The following is a 15,567-nucleotide window of genomic DNA, read 5'->3' as shown; positions in this document are numbered from 1 at the left end:
CGCGTTCAGCCGAGCTCCTGCAGGCAGCGGTTCAGGTAGCCGCGGGTCTCGGCGGCGATCGCGGTGACCTGGGGGAGGGTGTAGGCCGCCGCGCCGATCACCTCGAGGTTGAGCGGGCCGGCGTACCCGACGTCGGCGAGCGCGCGCAGCGTCGCGGGGATGTCGACGGTTCCGCGTCCGGGGATCTGGGTCGGCGGAGGTCCGACCTGGCGTTCCCGCGAGGCACAGTCACGGAAGTGGCTCGTGAGGATGCGGGTGTTCCAGCGCGCGGCGACCTCGTGTGGATCCTCGTCGGCGCGGTAGAGGTGGCTCGGGTCGAAGTTGAGCCCAAGGGCGGGGTGGTCGACCTCGGAGGTCAGGCGCAGGGCGGTGGCGCCGTCGAAGATCGCCTGCCCGACGTGCGGCTTCACGGCGAGCTTGCAGCCGGCGGAGGCGGCGATGTCGGCCAGCCGGGCGACGTTCTCGATCGCCTGCTTGGTCGACTCCTCGTCACCGGAGACGCCGCCGGAGCCGACGTTCACGATCTCGATGCCGACGGTCGCCGCCAGCTCGCAGATCCGGGCCAGCCGCTCCGGGTCGGTCGTCGCGGCCTCGACGGCGGTCGCGGTCAGCCCGGCCGCCTCGACCCGCTTGCCGACCTCCTCCGCGCCGCGTGTCCCCTGGTCGACGGAGAGGTGTTCGCACATGCCTTTGATCGCGGCGAGTTCGACGTACTCGTACCCCGCGAAGGCGAGGTTGTCGAGCGCCTCGCCCACGTCGTACCCGGCGAACAGGACGGTGTTGCATCCGAGCTTCACGCGTCACCTTCTTCCGATCGATGGCCTTGGGTGGATGGGTTGGATGGGGTCTTTCCGATGCGGTGGTGCGGGCCGCACGTGCGGTGTGGCCGCGACGTGTGGGTCGCGGAGGTCCCGGCACGCGGGCCGACTCAGCAGATCCGGTCCTTCTGCCAGCGGAGCGACTCGTCCCACGTCGAGTGCCGGAGGGCGAGGTCGCGCCAGTACCACCGGATGCCGCCAGGAGGCCAGCCGGCGTAGACCTCGTCCCAGGACAGGACGTCGCAGTGCACGCGCAGGGAGGCCTCAAGGAGTTCCTCCGCCGCGGGCTGGTAGCGGAAGTCGCAGGAGAGTCGGACCCGGTCCGCTCGCTGGTGGGGGAGCGCGCGGTGGATGGTGTGGCTCGAGAACGTCAGGACGTCCCCCGCCGCGAAGTCCCCCTGCGCCCAGGGCAGGTCCAGGTCGCAGAGGTAGGCCTCCAGACCGCCCGCACCCTCAGACGCCTTGTACGACATGAGCCCCTCGTGGTGCGACCTGTCGAGCACCGTGAGCCCGCCGAGTTCGCGCGGACAGTCGCCGAGCGGGAACCACGCCGTCCAGACCCGCGGCGTTCCCTGGATGTGGATGAAGTCCTGGTGCGGTGGGGTCGGGTGGTTCGCGCGGCCCGGGATCATGACGCGCGCGATGTTGCGCGGATGGGGAAGCACCTCCGCGCCGAACAACGCTCGGTAGAGCGCGAGCAGCCGGGGATGGTGGGCGAGTTCGTGGAACTCCCGCACCCGTTGGACGTCCTCGTACGCCGCGCGGGGAACACCGACGCCGCAGAACTCCCGCGCCGCCCGGTCCACCCGGTCGAACGCCTCGACGTCCGCGATGCCGTCCGAGACCGGCGTTCCATCGACGAGCCAGCCGTGCCGTCGGACAATCTCCAGAAGTCGCCGGCGGACGTCGAAAACGTCGGCGGCGGGCAACAGTCCGCGGAGGAACAGGTAGCCGTGCTCGTCGGCGCGTGCTCGCAACGCGGCGGGGTCGTCGAGGAGCCCGGAGGAGTCGAGGAAGTCCGTCGTGCGCGGCGAGGTGTCCGGCGAGTTGGTCAAAGGGCGCTCCCGTGTCGAGCCGTCGGAGTCCAGATCACCACGGGTCACGGTTTGGTGACATGGCCTGAGCTGTCGATGACTGGAGGATCCGCTCATGACAGGTCCAGTGCCGGCCACGCTGACGCTGGCGACGCCGCTGGGCCCGTCCGAGGTGGGGTCGGCGGTCGCCGTCCCGTCGGCGCGTCCGGCGTTTCCCGCGCTGCTGCAGGCGAACGCCGTGCAGTTCGGTCCCGGTGAGCGGTTCGGCTTCTCCCGGGTCGAGTCGCGCATGGTGGCCTGGTGCCGGGCGGGGCAGGGGGAGGTCTGGGTCAACGGCGTGCGGTACGCACTCACCCCCGGCGTACTCCTCGTGCTGCCCTGGGGCCACCGGATCTGTTACGCCGCCGCCGACGTCGACCCGTTCCTGATGCTCGGCGTCCATCTCGTTCCCCAGCACGACGAGGGGCATCCGGTGGAGCCCTCCGTGCCGCACGATCCCCTGCATCCCCATGCCGGCTGCGGCTGGCGGCGCGACGGCGAGCCGTTCCTCGGTGGCCATGTGCTGGCCACGACTGCCGACGCGGCACCGGGTCTGGCCCAGCTGAGCGCGTACGCCGTGGAGGTCTGGCGGCGAGGAACGCCGTCGGAGAGCCTCGTCCGGGCGCTCGGCACCATGCTCGCCGGCGAACTGACCGAACTCGCCTCCCGGCGAGACGTCGCGCCCGCGGCCGGGCCGGACCCGTTCGGCGCTGCGCCGGACGAACTCCAGCGAGTCCTGGCCTACGTCGAGAACCACCTCGCCGACCGCCTGACCGTGACGGTGCTCGCTGAGGTGGGTGGGTGCAGCGGAGCCACCTTGAGCCGCAGGTTCGTGGCGCACTTTCGGCGTTCGCCGATGGAGTGGGTCCTGGAGCAGCGGATCGAGCGGGCCCGCGGGCTGTTGCGCGCCACCCCGCTCACCGTGGCCCAGGTCGCGCACCGCTCTGGCTTCGTCGACGCCAACTACTTCTCCCGGGTGTTCCGCGAGCGGACGGGCCAGCCACCGACCGTGTGGCGACGCCGCCAGCGACTGCTCTGACCGTCCGGGGCGGACGCTCCTCGGACCTTCGACCCGTGACGGCCGGGCGCGGCCACGTCGGCGCGGTCGCACGGATATGCTCGGGCCGAACCTGCCCGCGACGCCGAGGAGTACATCCGCGTGATCGCGACTGTGAAGCCGGCTGCCGTCATCGTCCTCGCCGCCGGTGAGGGGAAGCGGATGAAGTCCCGGACCCCCAAGATGCTCCACGAGCTCGGCGGGCGAAGCCTGGTCGGCCATGCCACCGCGGCCGGCCGTGCGCTGGAGCCCGGGCACCTCGTGGTGGTCGTCGGACACGGCCGGGACCAGGTGACGGCCCACCTCGCCGCCCTGGACCCCACCGCCCGCCCGGTCGTCCAGGCCGAGCAACTCGGCACTGGACACGCCGTCCGGACCGCCCTCGAGGCACTGCCCCCACTGGCCGGCACCGTCGTCGTGACCAACGGTGACGTTCCCCTGCTGACCCCCGACACCCTCCGCGCCCTCCTGGCGACGCACCAGGAGCGGGGTGCCGCCGCGACCGTGCTGACCGCGGTCGTCCCCGACCCCACCGGCTACGGCCGCATCCTGCGCGCGCCGGACGGCTCGGTCGAGGGCATCGTCGAGCACCGGGACGCGACCGACGAGCAGCGCGCGGTCGCCGAGATCAACTCCGGGATGTTCGCGTTCGACGCCGTGTTGCTGGCCGACGCGCTCGGCAAGCTCAGCTCTGACAACTCCCAGGGTGAGGAGTACCTCACCGACGTTCTCGGCATCCTGCGTGCGGAGGGTCACCGGGTCGACGCCGTGGTCGCCGAGGACGACAGCGAGATCCTCGGCGTCAACGACCGGGTGCAGCTCGCCGAACTCGGCCGGCTGCTCAACGAGCGGATCCTCACCGCCTGGATGCGCTCCGGGGTCACCGTCATCGACCCGGCCACCACGTGGGTCGACGCGTCGGTGACGCTCGAACCCGACGTCACGCTGTACCCCCAGACGCAGCTTCGGGGAGCCACCACGGTGGCCGCGGGCGCGCACGTCGGCCCCGACACCACGCTCACCGACACCACCGTCGGCCCTGACGCACGGGTGGTCCGCACGCACGGTGAGGGGGCGGTGATCGGCGCCGGCGCGAACGTCGGGCCCTTCGCCTACCTCCGGCCCGGTACCAACCTGGGCGAAGCGGGCAAGATCGGCACGTTCGTCGAGACCAAGAACGCCGAGATCGGTCCGGGCGCCAAGGTGCCGCACCTGAGCTACGTCGGCGACGCCACGATCGGCGCGGCCACCAACATCGGGGCCGGCACGATCTTCGCCAACTACGACGGAGTGCACAAGAACCGCACAGAGGTCGGCAGCCACTCCTTCGTGGGCAGCGACTCCGTGCTCGTCGCACCCCGCAAGATCGCCGACGGCGCCTATATCGCGGCCGGCTCGACCGTGGTGAAGGACGTCGGCCCCGGCGAGCTCGCCGTGGCCAGGGGGCAGCAGCGCAACGTCGCCGGCTGGGTGGCCCGCAAGCGTGCCGGCACCCCTACGGCGGAGGCGGCCGCCCGCGCCGCCGGGCAGCAGACGGACACCGCTGATGCGCCCGCGCGCCAGGAGAGGCAGACTGGCGATGTTGATGGAGCATCGGACAGGAGCGAGCAGTGACCGGGATGAAGCGCACCACCCAGAAGAACCTGATGCTCTTCTCGGGTCGGGCTCATCCTGAACTCGCGCGCGAGGTGGCCGAGTTGCTCGAGGTCGATCTCGTGCCGACCACGTCGTACAACTTCGCCAACGGCGAGACCTACGTGCGCTTCGAGGAGTCCGTTCGCGGCTGCGACGCCTTCGTGATCCAGAGTCACTCGGCTCCGATCAACGAGTGGATCATGGAGCAGCTGATCATGACGGACGCGCTCAAGCGGGCCTCCGCCAAGCGCATCACCATGGTGACCCCTTTCTACGGATATGCCCGGCAGGACAAGAAACACCGCGGCCGGGAGCCGATCTCGGCGCGGCTGATGGCCGACCTGTTCCACACCGCGGGTGCCGACCGGCTGATGGCGGTCGACCTGCACACCGCCCAGACGCAGGGCTTCTTCGACGGCCCGGTCGACCACCTGCTGGCGCTGCCGGTGCTGTCGAGCTACATCGAGACCCGGGTCGACACGTCCCTGCTCACGGTGGTCGCCCCCGACTCCGGCCGGGTGCGGGTCGCCGAGCAGTGGGCCGACCGGCTGGGCGGCTGCCCGCTGGCGTTCATCCACAAGACCCGCGACGTGAACGTCCCCAACTCCGTCGTCGCCAACCGCGTCGTCGGTGAGGTCGAGGGACGCACCTGCGTCGTGGTCGACGACATGATCGACACCGGCGGCACGGTCGTGAAGGCGTCGGATGCCCTGCTCGACGCCGGCGCCTCCGACGTGATCGTGGCCGCGACGCACGGTGTCCTCTCCGACCCGGCGGTGGACCGGCTCAAGAACGCCCGGATCCGCGAGGTCGTCGTGACCAACACCCTGCCGATTCCGCAGGAACGCCGCTTCGACTCGCTGACCGTGCTGTCGATCGCGCCGTTGATCGCGCGGGCGATTCGCGAGGTTTTCGAAGACGGTTCGGTCACCAGCCTTTTCGGCGGGGTCAGCTGAGGGTACGACCCCGGTCGTACAGCCTCGCGCGGCTCGCGGCGGGCACGGCGCTGCGATAGGGTCGACAGCCCCCTGCGCGACCAGAAACACGACAGAGGGTATTCTTTCCCGGTTGCCTCGGCGAGGGACGCCCGACACCGGCTCCGTGATCGACGCGGTCTCGGACTCGTGCGCCGCCGAGCAGCCATCGCCCGCAGCCCGACGCCGCCCGTTCTTTCGAGGAGTTAACTTCCGTGTCCGAGGTCAAGATCAAGGCCGAGTCCCGCACTGAGTTCGGTAAGGGTGCGGCACGACGGATCCGACGCGCGGGTCTCGTGCCCGCCGTGTTGTACGGCCACGGCAGTGCTCCAGTGCACGTCACGCTGCCGGGTCACGAGCTGATGCTCGCGCTCAAGACGTCCAACGCGCTCTTCGACGTGGACCTCGGTGATCGCAGCGAGCTGGCGATTCCCAAGCAGGTCCAGCGCGACCCGATCAAGGGCTTCCTCGAGCATGTCGATCTGCTCATCGTGAAGCGGGGCGAGAAGGTCGTCGTCGAGGTCCCCGTCACGCTGGTCGGCGAGGCAGGACCGGGCAGCCTGGTGGCGCTCGAGCACACCACCCTGTCGGTGGAGACCGAGGCGACCCACATCCCGAGCGAGATCCAGGTCTCGATCGAGGGCGTCGCGGTCGGCACGCAGATCCTGGCCAAGGACATCGTCCTCCCGGCCGGCACCGCGATGCAGCTCGACGCCGAGACCCTGATCGTCAACATCGCCGCGGCGCCGACCGCGGAGCAGGTCGAGGGTGAGCTCGCCGAGGCCGGCGCCGGTGAGGCTGCCGAGGCCGCCGAGGCTCCCGCTGCCGAAGAGGGCGGCGAGACCGCGGCCGAAGGCCAGTAGTAGGCGCGGGCGCGACGGGCAGCCATGGCGGACAGTCCCTGGCTGGTGGTGGGCCTGGGCAATCCCGGGCCCACGTATGCCGCACATCGACACAACATCGGCCACCAGGTCGTCGACCTGCTGGCCGAGCGGATGGGTGGGAGGCTGCGGCCCCACCCACGCGGGCGGGCCGAGGTGCTCGAGGGCCGACTCGGCGGGCTTCCGGGCGTCCGAGCGGTCCTCGCGACGCCTCGTTCGTACATGAACGAGTCCGGTGGGTCGGTCGCCAGCCTGGCCACCTTCTACAAGGTCGAGCCCGACCAGATCGTCGTCGTCCATGACGAACTCGACATTCCGTTCGCCGCGCTCCGGCTGAAGATGGGCGGCGGCGACAACGGCCACAACGGGCTCCGTTCGATCCGCCGGTCCCTCGGGACCGGCGACTTCCTTCGCGTCCGCTGCGGCATCGGCCGACCGCCCGGACGGCAGGACCCGGCCGACTTCGTGCTCTCGCCGTTCGGCTCGACCGAACGCAAGGAACTCCCGTTCTTCCTCGACCGTGCCGCCGACGCGGTGGAGTCACTCGTCACCGCGGGCCTGGAACAGTCGCAGAACTCCTACCACGTCTGATCGCACGACCGGTGTGACCGGCGATCCGCCGGGCATTCGATGGCCGGCGGCCGCGGTGTTCCTTTCCGTTTCCCGAACGGGGAGCCTTCCTGGCCATCAGGTTACGGTTTGATCTCGGCTGCAACTTTCCATGCAGACGGCGAGTCCCTGCTTCGGAGGTGCCGGCTTCGCGCCCGGGGGGTGCGTGGAGCCGGCACCTTCTGCATGACCCGCTAGACCTCTCGGCACGCACACTCCCTTCCGTGGTTGAGTGCCCTCCGCATTCGCCTGAGGCGGGTCTGGTTCCCCGCATATGGTGAGGGAAATGCCCGACAGGAGGGCCATCGTGTCTCGCAAGCTCGTCAAAGTGCTGGGCGTCGCGTTCGTTCTCGTGCTTGCCGCGAGCCAGGCAGCAGCCCAAAGCGCACCCGCTGACTCTTTGGGACCGGCCGTCAAGAGCACCTGTGGCGTTGGCCCCAAGCTCGTGCCGAGATGTGGTGCGTGGTGGGGTGTGGCGTCCAACCCGCTCAACGGCGAGACCTGGGACGCGGCACTGGTGAACTTCGAGACCCAGATCGGGCGCACGGTCAACATCTCGCACTATTACCAACGGGCCGGTGAGAGGTTCCCCACCCCCACTCAGATCAAACGGGCCACCGAGCCTGGAAAGAACCGTCTACTTTCGATCAACTACAAGCCCGAGGCCGGGCATACCTGGGCCCAGGTGGCGGCCGGTGCGACCAATGCCGAACTCGACGCGCTCGCGGCTTACATGAACGCCAACTTCCGGCAACAGTTCTTCTTCACCGTCCACCACGAACCCGAGGAAGAGGTGCGCCCCACCCCTGGTTCGGGTTATACGGCGACCGACTACCGCGCCATGTACCGGCACGTGATTCTGCGGTTGCGGTCGCGCGGTGTCAACCAGATCGTGACGGTGATGAACTACGTGGGCCTGCCGAGGTGGGGAAGCGAGCCGTGGTTCGAAGACATGTACCCCGGTAATGACGTGGTCGACTGGATTGCCTACGACCCCTATATCTTCGGCAGCGGGGCCTATCGCGGCGGCATCGAGGATCTCTTCAACCGCACCTTCCCGGAGTATCCGAACTGGCCCGGCTTCTATACCTGGGCAACCAATTTCGCCCCCGGAAAGCCGCTCATGCTCGGTGAGTGGGGGGTAGCGGAACAGCCCGGTAATCCAGCTGCCAAAGCCGCCTTGTTCACCCAACTCGGCGAGCAGACGAGGTACTGGCCGGCAATCAAGGCGCTGGTCTATTGGAACAGTTCGGTGGGCCGGACGGTCGGCGTGACCCGGGTGGACACCTCGGCCGCGTCGCTGACGGCTTACCGCAGGACCGGGATGCTGCCCTACTTCAACCCGTAGGCCCCGGCCGAGCGTTATCTCCGTACGCAGGCGAAGAGATGACGACCGTAGTTGTCGGCGTAGGGGGGCACGGCGTCCTGGTCCGGGCCGAGGTCGATCACCTCGTCGAACGTCGTGTACGTCGTCAGGAACCGCGCGATGTGGGAGGCGTCCCAGCCGCGCAGCGTCCGGGCGAACCACGCCTCGTGCTCCTGTCCGGTGTCGAGGAACATCACCCGGCCCGTGACCGAGTCGAGGAGCTGGGTGAGCTCCTCCGCGCTGGTGCCGCCGCCCCGCCCGAGGACGAAGTGGTGCAGGAGGCTGAAGCAGGAGACGACGTCGAAGCGGCGGCCATCCTCGCGCGCCGTGCGTAGGAACTCCACCGCGTCGCCGACGCTCACCCGGCCGGGATCGAGCCCGTAGACGCCCGCGCCGAGCCGCGGCGCGAGCGGGTCGCGTTCAACGCCCTGCGCGGCGTATCCCCGCTCCGCCATCTGCTGGACGAACCAGCCGTAGCAGCTCGCCACGTCGAGATAGCTGTGGCCCGGGCCGGCGCCGAGTGCCGCGAGCTGACCGTCCATCAGCGCGAGCCGGTCCTGGCAGCGGCGTACCGTCGTCCAACTCTGCCGGAGTTCCGGTGCGTCGACCGGCTGGTAGAGCTCCTTCTTGCCGCCGATCCAGCTCATCTGGGTGAGCAGGTCCTGCAGCGGTGTGGTCACCGGGAGCCGTTTGACCTTGACCTGGGCGGTCGGGACGCCCTGGTGCGCGAGCAGCGCGAGCCGGTGGTGTCCGTCGAGTACCTGGTAGCAGTCGGAGTCGCGGATCGGAGCGACCAGCACCGGGTCGGCGGTGGAGCTCTGCCCGGTCCGGGCCGTCGGTGCCGGGCGGGGCGGGGACACCGCTGTCGGGGCCAGCGTCCCGGCGGCGGCCGTCATGGCCGGATCTCCTGAGGCGTGCACCGTCACCGGACGCGAGCCAGCGGGCGCCGCGACGGGCAGGTCCGCGCGGGCCAGGAAGGAGCGCGCCACCTCCACGATGCCCGCTTCGTCGGTGGCCCAGAAGTAGCGGCCGGACAGGCGCAGGCAGCGGCGTGCGTGCTCGGCGTAGGGCGAGGCGAGGATGGCCTCGTCGGTGGGGCGGGCCCCTTCACACCGCGCGGCCAGCCGCAGGAGTTCGGCGTGTGGGCCATGCGTGACCGGCGTGGACGCCCAGAGCAGGTCGTCGAACCTCTCCGCGTACGCCGAGGCGGGCACACCGTCCTGGACGCCGAGCAGCAGGTGGTCGAGCCGAACCTGCGTCAACCCTGGCTTGCGGAGGGCGAGGGTGGACAACACGACCCGGGCCCGGCGGGGCAGCGGCAGCGCGCGCGCCAACGCGAGGGCTCCGCCCAGGACCGGCGCGAGGATCCGCCGCGCCCTCGCGGCGACCCGCCGGACCTGGGAGACCACGCGGGCGACCGGCAGGACGGAACGGAACGCACCGAGGTAGAGGTGGCGCCGGCCCTTCCACAGCAGGAGGGCGTACAGCGCGCACATCGGCACCAGCCAGGCCACCACGACCGGGACGGTCATCGGGGCGACCAGGCTGATCAGCAGCGGGATGAGCCCGAAGCACAGTGTCGCCGCGCCCGCCACCCAGCCGACGCCGGGGCCGAAGGAGATGACGCCGTAGGCCCGGCGCACCTGCAACATCGGCAGCGAGTTCCGCACGGCGAGGGCGGCCGCCCAGGCGATGGCCGCGCCGGTGATGCCGAGCGTGGGCACGAGCAGGACGACGAGCAGCAGGTCGACGACGAGGGCGAGTGCGTTGTTGACCAGGCTCTGCCGGCTGCGTCCGGCCATCAACAAGACGATGTCGACCGACCCGGTCGCGGTCGTGGCGAGCATGGTGAGAGCGAGGATGACGACCGTGGCCTGACCGGCCTCGTAGCCGCCGCCGAAGATGCTCAGCAACACCGGAGCCGCGACCGCGCTGGTGAGGTAGATCGGCCACGCCATCGCCATCAGCCACGCGGTGGACGCCGAGAAGACGTCACGCACGCCGTTGACGTCGCCGCGGGCGAACAGCGCCGACAGTTGCGGCTGGAGGACCTGCTGGATCGCCTGGATGCCGAGTTGGCCGAGCACGAGGAAGCGAGTCGCCGCGGTGTAGACGGCCGCGTGACGTGGACTGAGCAAAGCGGCGACGAGGACGATGTCGGCGCGTTGCAGGGCGACCTGGCAGATCCGGCCGAAGGCGCGCGGCGTCGTGAACCCCCAGAAGTCGTGCGCCAGCGTCGCGGGAGCCTCGGCGCCGGATCCGTCCGGCTGGCCACGCAACGAGGTCGTGATCGTGCGGTACCACCACACGATGCCGACCAGGCCGACGGCGTAGGGCGCCGCCCAGGCCACCGCGAGCCAGACCGGACCCGCGTCGAGCCACACCGCGACGAGCACGCACAGGATCTGGCCGGGGAGCCGGCCGAGCTTCTCGACAAGGACGTTGGGCCGCATCGTCTCGTGCGCGCGGGTGGCCGCGAGGATCGTGTCGTACGCCGTGGCGACGGGGAACGCGACCGCGAGCACGCGCAGCATCTGCGCCATCGTGGCGGGTCCGCCGTTCGCCGGGTCGCTGCCGAGCAACCCCGCCAACCAGGGCGCGGTCACCCACACGGCCACCGCGGCGACGACGCTCAGCGCGATCACCGGTCGGAGCGCGATGCGCACCGTGGCGAGCGCGCCCGCCGGGTTGCCGGCGGTGAGTTGCCGCTGGATGGTGTGGGCGAGGCCGACATCGGTGCCGAGGCCGGAGATCGCGGTGACGATCAGGAAGAAGGAAGTGGCCGCGAACAGGATCCCGGCGACGTCCTGAGGGACGCCGTTCGTGACGACGACCACCAAGGCGATGCCCGCGGCGCCGCCTACCAGCGTCCCCGCCAGGTTGAGAGTTCCGTTGCGCGCCAGCCGCTGGATCGGGGCTGCCGTGCTCACCTAATCGTCCCCCCGGTCGGGTCGCTGCCCCTCGAAGTCGTCGGCTCCGACCGTCGCTTCGAGGTGACCCGTCTCCTGCGAACGCGTGGTGCCGTTCGCCGCGATCGCGCGGGCGGCCGCCCGCGTGGGATGGCTCGGCGTGATCCGCCGTCGCCTGGTGGTGCTGATGGGTGTGTGCGCCTCGCCACCCTGCCGTGCGGCGGGCCGGGCGTGCGGGACGCGGTCGGCCGGCTCGGCCGCGGGAGTGGGCTCGGGGAACCGCGTCGCGCCCTTGCCGAGTTCGCGCGCCTCCTTCTGGGCCCGCCTTCGCGCCTGCCGACGGGCGAGCGGCATCAGGAGCCGCCCGAGCAGGGACCGTCGGGGCGCGGTGCCGGCCGGGGACAGTCCCGCGACCATGACCGCGCCGAGCGGCATCGCATTGACGTGCTCGAGTGCCGCGGTCGCGGTCGCCAGGTCGGCACGGGAGCTGATGTCGAGGCCGCCCACCAGGACGACGCCGTCGGCGAGGGAGGCGAGGGCCTGCCCGTCGGCGCTCGGTGCCGGGGGAGCGGCCAGGATCACGTAGTCGTACCACTCCCGGAGCCGACCGAGGGTGGCGCGCATCTGACCGGACAGCAGTTGGTCCATCGTCTCCCGGGCCGGACGACCGAGCGGGAGCAGGACGAGGTTCTCCTCCGGCTGGACGAGCATGTTCCGCAGGCCGGTGATGCCGGCGAGGAGCTCGGACAGCCCAGGAAGCGCGCCGGTGCCGGTGAGCAGCCGGGTCACCTCTCCCGTCGCGTCGACGAGCGCGACGCTGAAACCCGCGCGGGCGAGGCCGACCGCCATGCCGGCCGCTTCGGGACCCGAGGCGATGCCGCTCCGGACGCTCGCGACGGCGAGGGTGACAGGAGGGACGTCGGTGCTGGTGATGATGGTCGTACGGATCGCGCGGTAGGCCTCCGGCAGCGGCGGCGGCTCGGCACTGGATCGGCGCCCGCCGAGTCGTCCGCCCGCGTCGACGAAGCCGAGCAGGCGTACACCGAGCTTCTCGACGTCGCTCGGATCGTGCATCCGCTGGTCCATACGGGTCCGCAGCAGGGCGAGCGCCGCGCCGAGGAGCAGACCGCCGAGGAGACCGGCGCCGCCGAACATCAGGGGGGTGTAGTTGCCGCCGACGCCGATCGGCAGCGCCGCGGGGCTGATCACCTGACCCGGGCTGAGGTCGGTCGCGGTGAGGGTGCTGACCTCGGTCTCGAGGCTCGCGAGCTGCGAGGCGAGCGCGCTCACCCGTTCGCCGAGGTAGGCCCGGCGGGCGGCTTCGGTCGACGTCCGCGCCAACTCCGCCGTGGCGTCGTTGAGCGCGGACTGCGTGCTGGTTTGCTGCTGGCGGATCCGGGCGAGCCGCGAATCGATCACCGACTGCGCGCGCTGGCGGCGATAGGTGAGGTAGGAGTCGGCGAAGGCCTGGGCACCGTGCAGCGCGTGGCGGCTGTCCGCCGCCGTGAAGGAGATGCGGAGCACCTGGGTGTTGGTGGGGTTCTCGATCTCCAGCGCCGCGCGCAGCTCGTCGGACGGCGTGGAGGTCCGCATCTGCTTGGCGGCGAGCTGGGCCACACCGTCGGTCCGGATCAGCTGCGCCTCGGTCTCCAGGTTGACCAACTGCTCGCCCCGGCCGTCCGGTGCGTAGGGGTTTCCCTGCAGCGGGTTGACCAGGATCGAGGCGTTGGCCGTGTAGTGGATGCCCTGCCGCAGCGCGAACGTCGCCCCGGCCACGCCACCGAGTACGCACAGCACGAGGATGAGCGCGACATGCCGGCGCAGGGCGTTGACGACGAAGGCCGTGAGCGCGGACGTGTCCTCGACGTCGCGCATGATCCCCCCAGGTTCAAGTGGTGCTCAAGAGACGGTAGACCAGTGTTTGCCTGCCAGGTGGCGTTTCGACGGATTGCGCCCCCTCTTGCCGGGCTGGCGAAGCATGTCGTGGTCGATGGGTTTCGTAGGCAACAATTTTATGTACGGCCTGCGAAACTAGTTCTAGATGACTAACTTCCACACAACAACGGACAGAATGCTGCGACAGATTCACAGTGCGTCATGATCGTCGGGGGGGCGACCATGCATACGAGCGACGGCATCGGGCCGATCGAGCCCGCGCCTGATTTGCCACAACGAGTTCTGCTGGTCGGTTCCAGCGGCGGGCACCTCGCCCAACTCCTCGCGTTGCGACCGTGGTGGGAAGGCCGGGAGCGAACGTGGGTCACGTTCGCCACCCAGGACGCGAAGGCGCACCTGCGCGAGGAGAAGGTCGTGTGGGCCTACTTCCCGACGACGCGGAACATTCCCAACCTGCTCCGCAACCTCGTGCTCGCCCGCGGCGTGCTGCGGCGTGCGCGTCCGGACCTGGTGGTCTCCACCGGTGCCGCTGTCGCGTTCCCGTTCTTCCTCGTCGCCCGGGCGATGCGCATCAGAACGGTCTACCTCGAGGTCTACGATCGCCTCGACACCCGGACCCTCACCGGTCGCCTGTGCCGACCGCTGTCGTCGTTGTTCTGTGTGCAGTGGGAAGAACAAGCCGCGCTCTACAAGGGCTCCCACGTCATCGGAACCCTCCTCTGAGTCGGCCCGGAGCTTCGGATGCGCCTTCTAGCCATGGTCGGTACGGACTACCACCCCTTCCACCGCCTCGTCCGCTGGGTCGACCACTGGGCGATGCAACAGCCGGGCGTCGAGTGTCTGATCCAGTACGGCACCGCGATGCCACCGCGGCATGCCGACGGCACCGCCTACGCCGAACCCGATCAGCTCGGTAGCTGGATGGACGACGCCGGCATTCTCGTCTGCCATGCTGGCCCGTCCACCATCCTCGAGGCGCGTCGGCGCGGCCACCTGCCGATCGTCGTCCCTCGTCGCGCCCTCTGGGGTGAGCATGTGGACGACCACCAGGAACGCTTCGCCGGCCGGCTCGCGCAGAGCGGACACGTGTTGACCGCCGCGACGCAGCAGGAGTTCGACGTCCTGCTCGACGCCGCCCTCCGCGACCCGCGGGTCGTCCGCCGCACCGACAGCGACGACGACCAGCGGCCGGACCAGGCGGTCCGCACGTTCGGCGCCCTGGTGGCCAAGCTCTTCCGCTGAGCGAGCGCCCCCGAGCGGACGGCCCCGAGCGAACGGCTTCGTTGGCTCGGGGTCGCTCAGCTTCGCTTGGTCGGTCAGATACCGCGACCGACCGAGTGCGCGAGTCGCAGCGCGCGGTCGGCGGAGACGATCCGGAGCGCGACCACGATGGCGACGTAGGCCCGTTGCTCCCGCCAACTGAGCCGGATCGTCCGCGCCGCCCACGCCAGGGCGTTTCGCGACTGGCCCAGCGCGGCGTAGGCGAACGCCTTGCGACCCTGCAACCGGGCCAGACCGCGTGGGTCGGCGCTGAGGATGGGGTGCTTGGCGAGGCCGTAGTCGATCGACTCGATGATGGTCTCCCAGCGCCGGTTGAAGAACGACTGCTGGCCCCACATCACCTTGACCAGGGGGCGTTCGACGACCGCGATGGGGCCGGCCTGGGCGGCTCGCAGGATCCAGTCGAAGTCCTCGCCGTAGCTACCGGGGATCTCCTCGTCGACGAGGCCGATCCGCTCCCGCAGCGCCTCGGCCCGCACCACCACCGTCGACGGGTGTGCCTCCATGATCCTGCGGCGGGCGAGCTTCGCGAGGCTGAGGTCCTCGACCCTCGGCACCCGAGGGATGACCTTCTGGTCGTAGTGCACCTCGATGCCGGAGACGGCGACGTCGGCGCCGCTCGCGGCGAGGTAGGCGACCTGGATCCGCAGCTTCTGCGGCAACCACTCGTCGTCGTCGTCGCAGAAGGCGACGAGTTCGCCGGTCGACGCGTCGATGCCGGAGTTCCGGGCGCCGGCGAGACCCGGGGTTCTGGTGTTGGGGACGACCATGACGCGACGTGGTGCGTCCAAGGTGCCCGAGACGAGCGACGCGTCCATGGGTGCCTGGTCGAAGACGACCACGCACTCGATCGGTCCGGCGTACTCCTGGTCCAGCACCGCCTGGACGGCCCGGCGCAGCAACTCCGGCCGTTCCCTGGTGGCGATGACCACCGACACGGGTGGCAGCCACGCCGGGCTGTCGGTGTCGCTCGTGACCTGCTCGGTCCGTCCGGTTGCCTCGTCGACGCTCACGGTCGCATCCCCCTTCGGCACTGCTCTCCCCGTTCCCACGCCGCGTTCGCACGCG

The 15,567-nt window shown here is 70.4% G+C and carries 13 protein-coding genes; 8 read left to right on the top strand and 5 right to left on the bottom strand.

What is annotated here, in order from left to right; translation table 11 throughout:
* Nucleotides 1-5: 5 nt before the first annotated feature.
* Complete coding sequence (locus tag HEB94_RS42655; protein WP_192755110.1) at nt 6-797, bottom strand: TIM barrel protein; 792 nt, start codon at nt 795-797, stop codon at nt 6-8.
* Nucleotides 798-928: 131 nt separating this feature from the next.
* Nucleotides 929-1,873 (bottom strand): phytanoyl-CoA dioxygenase family protein, encoded by a 945-nt coding sequence (locus tag HEB94_RS42650; protein ID WP_238361770.1) that lies wholly within the window; start codon nt 1,871-1,873, stop codon nt 929-931.
* Between the two features lie 94 nt (nt 1,874-1,967).
* Here HEB94_RS42650 and HEB94_RS42645 point away from each other — a divergent pair, with 94 nt between their 5' ends.
* From HEB94_RS42645 to HEB94_RS42620, 6 genes are all read left to right on the top strand, one after another.
* Entirely contained in the window at nt 1,968-2,930 is a 963-nt protein-coding gene (locus HEB94_RS42645) for a helix-turn-helix domain-containing protein (protein ID WP_192755108.1), read from the top strand.
* 120 nt (nt 2,931-3,050) lie between these two features.
* The gene (gene glmU / locus HEB94_RS42640) at nt 3,051-4,562 is read left to right on the top strand and encodes a bifunctional UDP-N-acetylglucosamine diphosphorylase/glucosamine-1-phosphate N-acetyltransferase GlmU (protein ID WP_337918365.1); all 1,512 of its coding nucleotides are present in this window, start codon (nt 3,051-3,053) and stop codon (nt 4,560-4,562) included.
* Nucleotides 4,559-5,539 (top strand): ribose-phosphate diphosphokinase, encoded by a 981-nt coding sequence (locus HEB94_RS42635; protein WP_192755107.1) that lies wholly within the window; start codon nt 4,559-4,561, stop codon nt 5,537-5,539. Before glmU ends, HEB94_RS42635 begins: the two co-directional genes overlap by 4 nt.
* Nucleotides 5,540-5,772: 233 nt before the next feature.
* On the top strand, nt 5,773-6,420 hold the full coding sequence (locus HEB94_RS42630; RefSeq protein ID WP_192755106.1) for a 50S ribosomal protein L25/general stress protein Ctc: 648 nt from the start codon (nt 5,773-5,775) through the stop codon (nt 6,418-6,420).
* Nucleotides 6,421-6,444: 24 nt separating this feature from the next.
* A complete protein-coding gene (gene pth, locus HEB94_RS42625; RefSeq protein ID WP_192755105.1) occupies nt 6,445-7,029 on the top strand; it encodes an aminoacyl-tRNA hydrolase in 585 nt (194 codons plus the stop codon).
* A 325-nt stretch (nt 7,030-7,354) separates the two neighbouring features.
* A complete protein-coding gene (locus tag HEB94_RS42620; RefSeq protein WP_192755104.1) occupies nt 7,355-8,395 on the top strand; it encodes a glycoside hydrolase family 26 protein in 1,041 nt (346 codons plus the stop codon).
* A gap of 14 nt (nt 8,396-8,409) precedes the next feature.
* Here HEB94_RS42620 and HEB94_RS42615 read toward each other — a convergent pair whose 3' ends face one another.
* The gene (locus HEB94_RS42615; protein WP_192755103.1) at nt 8,410-11,343 is read right to left on the bottom strand and encodes an MATE family efflux transporter; all 2,934 of its coding nucleotides are present in this window, start codon (nt 11,341-11,343) and stop codon (nt 8,410-8,412) included.
* A complete protein-coding gene (locus tag HEB94_RS42610) occupies nt 11,344-13,197 on the bottom strand; it encodes a hypothetical protein (RefSeq protein ID WP_192755102.1) in 1,854 nt (617 codons plus the stop codon).
* Between the two features lie 243 nt (nt 13,198-13,440).
* On the opposite strand from HEB94_RS42610, the gene HEB94_RS42605 reads away from it, so the two are divergent.
* Together HEB94_RS42605 and HEB94_RS42600 are read left to right on the top strand one after the other, a co-directional pair.
* Nucleotides 13,441-13,941 (top strand): glycosyltransferase family 28 protein, encoded by a 501-nt coding sequence (locus tag HEB94_RS42605; RefSeq protein ID WP_192755101.1) that lies wholly within the window; start codon nt 13,441-13,443, stop codon nt 13,939-13,941.
* Between the two features lie 18 nt (nt 13,942-13,959).
* On the top strand, nt 13,960-14,460 hold the full coding sequence (locus HEB94_RS42600) for a glycosyltransferase (RefSeq protein WP_192755100.1): 501 nt from the start codon (nt 13,960-13,962) through the stop codon (nt 14,458-14,460).
* A 74-nt stretch (nt 14,461-14,534) separates the two neighbouring features.
* On the opposite strand, the gene HEB94_RS42595 is transcribed toward HEB94_RS42600, so the two are convergent.
* Nucleotides 14,535-15,512, bottom strand: coding sequence for a glycosyltransferase (locus HEB94_RS42595; protein WP_192755099.1), 978 nt, complete (start codon nt 15,510-15,512; stop codon nt 14,535-14,537).
* Nucleotides 15,513-15,567: the final 55 nt, after the last annotated feature.

The sequence above is a fragment of the Actinopolymorpha pittospori genome, assembly GCF_014873875.1.
Classification (GTDB): domain Bacteria; phylum Actinomycetota; class Actinomycetes; order Propionibacteriales; family Actinopolymorphaceae; genus Actinopolymorpha; species Actinopolymorpha pittospori.
This window is presented reverse-complemented; position numbering and strand designations above follow the sequence as displayed.